Source organism: Escherichia sp. 93.0816, assembly GCF_013368855.2.
Lineage (GTDB): Bacteria > Pseudomonadota > Gammaproteobacteria > Enterobacterales > Enterobacteriaceae > Escherichia > Escherichia ruysiae.
Genome location: NZ_JABWNC020000042.1, coordinates 1 through 8,735, shown reverse-complemented (window position 1 = coordinate 8,735; position 8,735 = coordinate 1). Strand labels below are relative to the sequence as shown.

The following is an 8,735-nucleotide window of genomic DNA, read 5'->3' as shown; positions in this document are numbered from 1 at the left end:
GATTTTTCGTCCGCCTGCTTTGTTGCATGTATTACTGCTGGTGTTTTCTCCTTATTCGGAATATGGCTGGTGCGCCTCTCTATGATCTTATCCCTTCCCATTATCTGATATTAGCTGTTGTTATATCGCAAACCAGTTTCATCCTGATATGCATGGTGTTCAGGATGTTTTTTTTGCAGAAGCAACGCGCATTAATGTTGGCTAGTGCTTATATATGCGCAAATTTATTTTTGTGTAATGCATTTTTGTGGGTTTTCTTAACCGGATGTTTTTAAAGGAATTAATTTTAAATAATGTTTTATAATTTTGTTTTTCTGTTGGGGGGGGGGATATTCGCCGCAAGAATGAAATGATGCTCCCCCTGGAGGTGTTTTATTTTTTTTCGTTTTATTTGTTTCTTCTTTATTGCCTGTACATGGCTCTTGGCTTTGACAGAAACGGCGGAAGGGAGACAAAAAACAATATTTTCTATGGATGTTGTGGCTTCGGCCTGTCATGTGGTGGTGGATGCGGACAGTTCCGGTAACAGTGACCGGCTGACATTCGGGACTTACCGCAAGTCCACGGGAGCATCCGTACCACCGCGTGACTTCACTGTGCGTCTGTATGAGTCCGGCGCCACGGTTCAGGGCTGCTCTGCCTTTAAGGCCGGGCAGGTCGCCACCCTGGATTTTGGTAACCCGGGGCAGCTGGACGCAGGGGGCGTGGTCACCCGCGGTGCTGGTGAGGGTATTCGCGTGGATGTGCGGGCAGTGGATACACAGGCTGATTATCGCGGATGTCTGACTCAGGACAGTCATTCGGTGAATTACCCGGTGGAGTTTGCCGCTAAGGGGCAGTTCCGTTTTCGTGCGCAGCCGGTGTTTCCGGCGAATGTGAAGGCGGGGGAATACTCGGGGGCACTGACCTTTGTGGTGACGTATCAGTAACTGAGAAAAGGATTGTGTGTGCAAGGGTATAAGGTAGCCGCTGAATCAATTTTGTTCGTATTTTTCCGGACTGTATACGCGCTTGCCGTATCAGCTGCTTTTGCCAGTGCCACAGGTATTGCAGGTGAAAAACTGGATATGTCCTTTATCCAGGGGGGTGCCGGGGTTAATCCGGAAGTCTGGGCAGCCCTGAACGGTAGCTATGCGCCGGGGCGTTATCTGGTTGACCTGTCCCTGAACGGGAAGGAGGCCGGGAAACAGATACTGGATGTGACACCACAGGACAGTAATGAACTGTGTCTGACAGAGGCATGGCTGACGAAGGCCGGGATTTACGTCAGTGCAGATTACTTTCGTGAGGGATATGACGCCACACGACAGTGCTATGTGCTGACAAAAGCCCCGTCAGTGAAGGTGGATTTTGATGTTTCCACCCAGAGTCTGGCGCTGTCCATTCCCCAGAAGGGGCTGGTGAAGATGCCGGAGAATGTGGACTGGGATTACGGGACCAGTGCATTTCGCGTGAACTATAACGCGAACGCCAACACCGGCCGTAATAACACCTCGGCCTTTGGCTCAGCGGACCTGAAAGCCAATATCGGGCACTGGGTGGTGAGTTCTTCTGCCACGGCCAGTGGCGGTGACAGCGGGGATAACTCCACCACGATAAACATGTTTACGGCCACCCGGGCCATCCGCGCACTGAGCGCGGACCTGGCGGTCGGGAAAACATCCACCGGGGACAGTCTGCTGGGCAGTACGGGAACGTACGGCGTGTCGCTGAGCCGGAACAACAGCATGAAGCCGGGCAATCTGGGGTATACCCCGGTGTTCAGCGGCATTGCGAACGGGCCGTCGAGGGTGACGCTGACACAGAACGGGCGGTTGCTGCATTCGGAGATGGTGCCGGCGGGGCCGTTCTCCATCACGGATGTGCCGCTGTACACCAGTGGTGATGTGACCATGAAAATCACCGGTGAAGACGGGCGCGAGCAGGTACAGAACTTCCCGTTGTCGGTGATGGCCGGGCAGTTAAGTCCGGGGCAGCACGAGTTCAGTGTGGCAGCCGGTTTGCCTGACGATGACAGTGACCTGAAAGGCGGTGTGTTTGCGGCGTCATACGGTTACGGTCTGGACGGGCTGACACTGCGCACCGGAGGGGTGTTTAACCAGGACTGGCAGGGCGTCAGCGCCGGGGCTGTTCTGGGGCTGAGTTACCTGGGGGCGGTGTCTGCTGACGGGGCTTATGCCACGGCAAAATACCGTGACGGCAGCCGCAGCGGGAATAAGGTGCAGTTATCCTGGAGTAAACAACTGGAGATGACGAACACCGGACTGCGGGTGAGCTGGTCACGGCAGAGTGAGGAATATGAGGACATGTCCTCCTTTGACCCGACAGAGTTGTGGTCGCAGTCAAATCATGGTCGCCGGACGAAGGATGAATGGAATGCCGGTGTCAGTCAGCCGGTGGGTGGACTGTTCAGTCTGTCGGTGTCCGGCTGGCAGAGGAGCTATTACCCCGCATCCACGACCGGGCGTTACCGGTACAGCGATGACAACGGTAAGGATACGGGGATTACCGGCACCCTGAGCACACAGATTAAGGGCGTCAGTCTTAACCTGGGCTGGTCCGGTTCACGGAACACCCGGGGGGAAAACAACTGGTCTGCATCGGCGTCAGTGTCGGTACCGTTCACACTGTTTGACCGTCGTTACAGCAGCAGTACGTCGGTGAGCACCAGCAAAGGCGGTGGTACGGGCGTCAGCACCGGCGTGTCCGGCTCGCTGAATGACCGTTTCAGTTATGGTCTGGGCGGTGGTCGTGACAGCGATGGCGGTGCCAGCAGTTATCTGAACGCGTCGTACAGTGGTGACCGGGCTTATCTGAGTGGGGCTCTGAACCACTCGCAGTCCGGCGGAACCAGTGGTTCTGTCTCGGTCAGCGGTTCGGTACTGGCCGTTCCGGCGGCGAAAGACATCATGTTCAGCCGCACGACCGGGGATACCGTGGCCGTGGTGAACGTGAAGGATACCCCCGGAGTGAAGGTGACGTCCGGTGACGGACAGACTGACAGCGACGGCAACCTGGTGGTACCGCTGAACAGCTATGACTGGAACACGGTGACGATTGATGCGGGCACGCTGCCGCTGAGTACCGAACTGACGAACACCAGTCAGAAGGTGGTGCCGACGGACAAAGCGGTGGTGTGGATGCCGTTTGATGCCCTGAAAGTTAAGCGTTACCTGCTGCAGGTGAAGCAGCGTGACGGTGAGTTTGTGCCGGGGGGAACCTGGGCACGTGACAGTAAAAACACACCGCTGGGCTTTGTGGCCAACAATGGTGTGCTGATGATTAACACGGTGGATGCGCCGGGTGATATCACCCTGGGCAAGTGCCGGATACCTGCGGCGAAACTGCAGGATACTGAGAAACTACAGGAGATTACGTGTGAGTAAGCGTAACGCAGTAACGACGTTTTTCACCAACCGGGTGACAAAAGCACTGGGGGTGTCCCTGGCGCTGATGATGACCTGTCAGAGTGCGATGGCTTCCCTGGCGGCAGACCAGACCCGCTATATCTTCCGCGGGGACAAGGATGCGCTGACCATCACGGTCACCAACAATGACAAGGCTCGTACCTTTGGTGGTCAGGCCTGGGTGGACAATATCGTGGAGAAGGACACCCGTCCGACCTTTGTGGTGACGCCGTCCTTCTTCAAAGTGAAGCCGGAGGGGCAGCAGACACTGCGTATCATCATGGCCTCGGACCATCTGCCGAAGGATAAAGAGTCGGTGTACTGGCTGAACCTGCAGGATATTCCGCCGGCTCTGGAGGGAAGCGGTATTGCAGTGGCACTGCGCACGAAGCTGAAACTGTTCTACCGACCGAAGGCACTGCTTGAAGGGCGCAAGGGGGCAGAAGAGGGCATCAGCCTGCAGAGTCGCCCGGATGGCAGGACCATGCTGGTGAACACCACGCCGTACGTTTTTGCGATTGGCAGTCTGCTGGACGGAAACGGGAAGAAAATTGCTACGGATAATGAGACGGCACAGAAACTGCTGATGTTCATGCCGGGTGATGAAGTACAGGTGAAGAGGAATGTGGTGAAAGTGGACTCCCTGAATGACTGGGGAAGCCTGCAGACCTGGACAATTAACCAGAAAAAGGCTGCGGCTCCTTCCGGGCAGAAGGCATCTGATTCGCCGATTAATCCGTCTGATAAGGCAGATAAAAAATAACCGCCCTCCGGAACACGGAACAGAGGGGTAATAAATGAAGAAAACAATGACGGCAGCCACCCTGGTCCTGAGTGCACTCAGTATTCAGGCAGCACTGTCCGCTGAATACAGCGAGAAAACGCAGTATCTGGGGGTGGTGAACGGTCATGTGTCAGGTAACAGCGTGGTGAAGGTGACCCGTACACCGACAGACCCGGTGCTGTACCGGAGTGGAGACACGACGCCTCTTCCCGGCAGCCTGACCATCCGCAGCGCAGAGTCCAGGGCTGCATCAGGTGGCCTGACATATATCACGGTGAAGCAGACTCTGCCGGATAACGGGGAAGCCCGCATCACCCTGAAGACGGCCCTGATGGTTGACGGAAAGAGAGTGGCACTCAGTGCCAGACAGCAGGGTGAGGATGTGGTGATAGCCGTTCCGGAGGCACAGAAGCTGGTTGAGTTAAGAACGGATGCACCGGCAGAGCTGGAAGTCCCGGTCAGTTACCGGGGAAATCTGCAGATAGCGCTGCAGGTGGAAGACTGAGGATTCATCTCCGACAACAGATGCAATACATCCGTGACTCCGGAACGGGTCATACTGGTAAAGGGATTTACCGTATTTTTAAACGGGAATAACGTAAAGCTATTCTGAGTTAAACACAGTGTTTAATGAAATGCGGTTATTTAAATGAATCCGCAGGGGATGGTTTTGCGGTAATTCCGGGAAAATAAGGATTACTGATTTCAGTTTATTATTTATGAAATATTAAGGAATTTATTTTATGAAAAAGACTCTGATTGCACTGGTAGTGGCTGCCTCTGCAGCAGTATCCGGCTCTGCGATGGCGGCGTGGACTCCAAACGGTTCGGGTGGTTCAGTTGATATGGGGGGTATATTTAGTCCGGCATCCCAGCAGGGGCCGTGGGAAGTGAAAGTTGGCGATGCGGTAAAAGGTCTGGATGCAAAGCTCGAGAAAGGCCAGAAGACTGTTGAGATCTCTTTGAAGAACGCTATTCCGTTATTGGGTATTCGTACTCAGACCTCTGAAGCATTTAAGGGACAGCAGGGTATTTCTCCGCAGATTAATTATGGTGATGCGGTTGATGTGGACTCATTTAACGGGGGGACGGTATCATTAACTCTGGACATAAAAGATTCTCAAGGTGAGAAGCTTGGTAAAGCTGAGACTATGATGGGGGCTGCTGCAATAGCTTCTTACAAGGGTAATGATGGGCAGGGTGTCTCTACAGTATATGCCTCTGATAGTGGGGAGGCCTTTTTTGGGGGGGTAGGTAAAAACGCGCCTGGCGCACATTCTGATCCTTTGGGTTTTGCGGCAGAAGTGTTTGCTGAAGTAGCAAAAAATTATAATACTCAGGGGGTTACTGATGGCGCTACTCCAGCGCCGGTGGATTTTTCTGAAAAAGGCTCTTCTTTTAGCGCTTTTTATGTATCAGGTATCCCTGTATCCTCAAAAATCGATATCACCCTTGATAAGGAGATTGACGGCACAGTTCAGTGGAAGGCTTCTCTGCCGATTATTGTCTCCTACGTGTAATTCAGCAGCATCCGGCAGTAAAACCTCACCGTTTGCTGCTGATTAAAAATTCAGGCCACTGTTTCCGGTGGCCTGAATATACAGAACCGGGATATCGGAACAGGTGTTTTTTCTGTCGGAATGCGTTGTGATGCATGTCGGTTCTGTATTGTTTTCAGTGGGAACACTTTTGAATGATCTGGTTTTTATTTTTATATACTCCGGAACAGAGCAGAGTAAATAACAATGAAAATAGTGCATTATTATAAAGCCCTTCTTTCTGCCATTATTTCGGTGGCCCTGTTTTATTCGGCTGCGCCTCATGCAGATATTCTTGATGGTGGAGAAATTCAGTTTAATGGCTTTGTCACTGACGAAGCACCGAAATGGACCTGGCAGATAAGTTCACCTGACCAGACCTGGTCAGTGGATACTGCCGATGCACGTACAGAGAACGGACAGCTTGTTTTTGATTTGCGTGACAAAGGGGCGCTGCCGTTTCTGGAGGGACATCTGCATGAGGTGGCTGAGCGCGGTGGTCCCGGGTTCACGCCATTGATTACCTTCAGCAGTAACGGACAGCCTTTCGCCGTAAAGGAAGGCAGTGGCACTACGGCGCAACGTTTTCGCGCCTCTGTCCCGGTACGTGACCCGGAAACGGGAAATGTGTCGGGGCAGCTTTCTTTCACCCTGAATCAGGGGATGGCAGTCAGTGCCGGTGCACAGGAAGAGGGGGCGACAGTGCCGGCAGGGATGTCGCTGGTTGGCGGACAGAGCGTGACGGATGTACAGTCAGGAACGTTGCCACAGTGGCTTAAAACCCGCCTTTCCACATTACTTCTGATGAACCAGGGGGGGGGCAATGGCATGAGTGCCGCAGACAATGGTCAGGTCATCTCTCAGGGGATACTGGCTGACGGTCGGGTGATGAATCTGGCTGCGGCATATGCCTCAGCCGTGTCGGATTTTGAACTGCGGTTACCGGCAGAGGGCACGCCTGCAGCATGGCAGGCAGGGCTGAATGTGACGGTTACAGTACAGTGATGGTTGCAGGGATATAAGGAGAGAAGAGAAGTGAAAAAGGTGACGTTGTTTCTGTTTGCTGCCAGCCTCCTGTCTTCCTGCGTACTGGCCTGGAACACGCCGGGAGAGGATTTCAGCGGAGAGCTTAAGCTGGAAGGCCCGGTGACCAGCACCCGTAACCCGTGGGTATGGAAAGTCGGACAGGGAAATGAAGGCCTGGAGGTTAAACAGAGCCGCGGTGTTCGTGACGGTGAGCAGGCAATTCCGGTCGCACTGCCGGCGATGACCGTTTTACTGGGAAAAACCACCCTGACCACACCGGCAGGACGTGAGGGGCTTTCTCCCCGTGTCAGTTACGGAAAGGGTACTGAGGGATTTTCGCTTGAATGGACAGCACCAGGCGTGGCGGAGGTGACGCTGCCTGTCACCGGAGATAATAACGTCCGGGCAGGCACATTTGTTTTCAGAATGCAGGCTGCGGGGGTGTTGCGCCAGATGAAGGACGGACAGCCGGCGTATGCCGGTGTGTATGACGACCTGAATGTGAATGGCCTGCCTGGTGAAAGCACAGCCATGAAGGTTTCTGATATTCCGGGTGTTCTGCAGAAGATGTTCAGTGGTGAAGGTCCGTCCTGGCTGCAGACAATGACAGTCAGTGGTTATTCGGGAGTGAGTCATTTCAGTGATGCCTCCCTGCGTCAGGTTGAAGGTGCGTATGGTGCACAGACTGTGGCAGGCAGTGGTGAATTGCGTCTGAACGGCACGATGCCGGAGCGCTGGCGGGTGTCACTGCCGGTAAGTATTGAGTACCAGTAAGCAGGAGGACGGTCCGGTGCTGAATATTATTCATCGTCTGAAGTCCGGTATGTTTCCGGCTCTGTTTTTTCTGACTTCAGCCAGTGTGCTGGCGCAACCCCTGACTATTCCGCCGGGCCACTGGCAGGAGGGAATGGCTGTGGGCGTGACGGAATTCAGCGGTACGCTGTATGTTCCTGAAGTTTCCAGGCCGTGGCAGCCCCGTGCTGTGCGGATGAGTGCACCAGACGCCGTGCAGGCCGGTCTGACAACGGGTAAAAGCGGCATGGTCAGAGAAAGCCGGAGAGGGCAGGATTTTTATATTCTTGGCGGACATACCACATCACTGACAACTGCCCGTCCGGGGCTGCAGCCGTCGGTGACATTACTTCAGGTGGTGCCATCATCTCCCCGTATTGCGGCCCGGGGACAGGTGCGTTACGGGGAAATCACGTTCACGATGCGCCATCTTCTGGCATGGCAGGGCAATATTACTGGTGGTCAGGGCTGGAGCGTGGTCAGCGGAGAGGTGACCACGCTGGGGGCCGAAAAGCAGGTGAACGGCTATGAATGGACCCCGGACTATGCCGGCTCGACGGCACGTTATGATGCGTTTATTTCGGGGGCAGAGTCGCTGTTGTCACAGGAGAATGGCAGCCAGCATATTGCCGGTGTCTGGGTGACATCCCTGAGTGATGTGCGGGTGAATTTCCCCGGTGCTGAGGAACCGGTAAAACGCTGGCAGGGAAGCCTGACGCCGGTGGTGGTGTATTTCTGATGAGAGGAAAACAAAGAATCGTGATTCCGGGAAGGTGGATAGCGGGGGCTTATGCAGCCCTGATATTCCTGATGTTGTCGTTACTGTTTTTCTGTTTCTGGCTGATATGAACAGAAAAACAAAAGTAAAGGTGCTACTGACCGGGTCTGCTGATATGGTAGAGGGATTTACCATATTTTCCAATGAGAGTAACACAAACAATTTTAATTAAAACAATGAGTTTAATTATATGCGGTTATTCAAATAAGGAGGAGCATTTTACGGCAACTCCGGAAAATAGAGCCTGTTTGCCATTCTGTGCAAATGCCTTTTCTTAAAAGTGGCTGTCAAAGCAGTTACCAAACTCGAATAAAGCGGCTTATTGTCATTCGCCATTCCCCCCATTTCTGTGATGCGATCTGGATAGTAAGTCCTTCCACCATTTTTACTGAATCGTCTGTCGGTAAAAA

Annotated in this window: 8 protein-coding genes and 1 pseudogene; 8 read left to right on the top strand and 1 reads right to left on the bottom strand. The window is 53.6% G+C overall.

The features are described from left to right. Nucleotides 1-404: 404 nt before the first annotated feature. The 8 genes from HEM79_RS21835 to faeJ all read left to right on the top strand — a co-directional run bounded on the left by HEM79_RS21835 (nt 405) and on the right by faeJ (nt 8,286). The gene (locus HEM79_RS21835) at nt 405-929 is read left to right on the top strand and encodes a fimbrial protein (protein ID WP_050543182.1); all 525 of its coding nucleotides are present in this window, start codon (nt 405-407) and stop codon (nt 927-929) included. Nucleotides 930-980: 51 nt separating this feature from the next. Further along, nucleotides 981-3,386, top strand: a complete 2,406-nt coding sequence (faeD, locus tag HEM79_RS21830; protein ID WP_286178658.1) for a F4 (K88) fimbrial usher FaeD — start codon at nt 981-983, stop codon at nt 3,384-3,386. After that, entirely contained in the window at nt 3,379-4,170 is a 792-nt protein-coding gene (gene faeE, locus HEM79_RS21825) for a F4 (K88) fimbrial chaperone FaeE (RefSeq protein ID WP_000044497.1), read from the top strand. The genes faeD and faeE overlap by 8 nt, the downstream gene beginning before the upstream one ends. A 34-nt stretch (nt 4,171-4,204) precedes the next feature. Beyond that, entirely contained in the window at nt 4,205-4,696 is a 492-nt protein-coding gene (gene faeF / locus HEM79_RS21820) for a F4 (K88) fimbria minor subunit FaeF (protein WP_089558175.1), read from the top strand. Nucleotides 4,697-4,934: 238 nt separating this feature from the next. After that, nucleotides 4,935-5,711, top strand: a complete 777-nt coding sequence (locus tag HEM79_RS21815) for a F4 family fimbrial subunit (protein ID WP_000751777.1) — start codon at nt 4,935-4,937, stop codon at nt 5,709-5,711. A 225-nt stretch (nt 5,712-5,936) separates the two neighbouring features. Further along, nucleotides 5,937-6,734 carry a F4 (K88) fimbria minor subunit FaeH gene (faeH, locus tag HEM79_RS21810; protein ID WP_000706307.1) on the top strand — a complete coding sequence of 266 codons (798 nt, stop codon included), beginning with the start codon at nt 5,937-5,939 and terminating at the stop codon, nt 6,732-6,734. A gap of 30 nt (nt 6,735-6,764) precedes the next feature. Then, nucleotides 6,765-7,529: a F4 (K88) fimbria minor subunit FaeI gene (gene faeI / locus HEM79_RS21805; RefSeq protein WP_000758126.1), complete on the top strand. Its 765-nt coding sequence runs from the start codon at nt 6,765-6,767 to the stop codon at nt 7,527-7,529. Nucleotides 7,530-7,545: 16 nt separating this feature from the next. After that, nucleotides 7,546-8,286 carry a F4 (K88) fimbria accessory protein FaeJ gene (gene faeJ, locus HEM79_RS21800; protein WP_000932020.1) on the top strand — a complete coding sequence of 247 codons (741 nt, stop codon included), beginning with the start codon at nt 7,546-7,548 and terminating at the stop codon, nt 8,284-8,286. A gap of 258 nt (nt 8,287-8,544) precedes the next feature. Here faeJ and HEM79_RS22515 read toward each other — a convergent pair. Further along, nucleotides 8,545-8,735: pseudogene (locus tag HEM79_RS22515) on the bottom strand (hypothetical protein); the annotation flags it as partial.

Coding starts and splice junctions, on each gene's coding strand:
- faeF (WP_089558175.1), top strand. CDS start 4,205: ATGAAGAAAACAATGACGGCAGCCACCCTGGTCCTGAGTGCACTCAGT.
- HEM79_RS21815 (WP_000751777.1), top strand. CDS start 4,935: ATGAAAAAGACTCTGATTGCACTGGTAGTGGCTGCCTCTGCAGCAGTA.
- faeH (WP_000706307.1), top strand. CDS start 5,937: ATGAAAATAGTGCATTATTATAAAGCCCTTCTTTCTGCCATTATTTCG.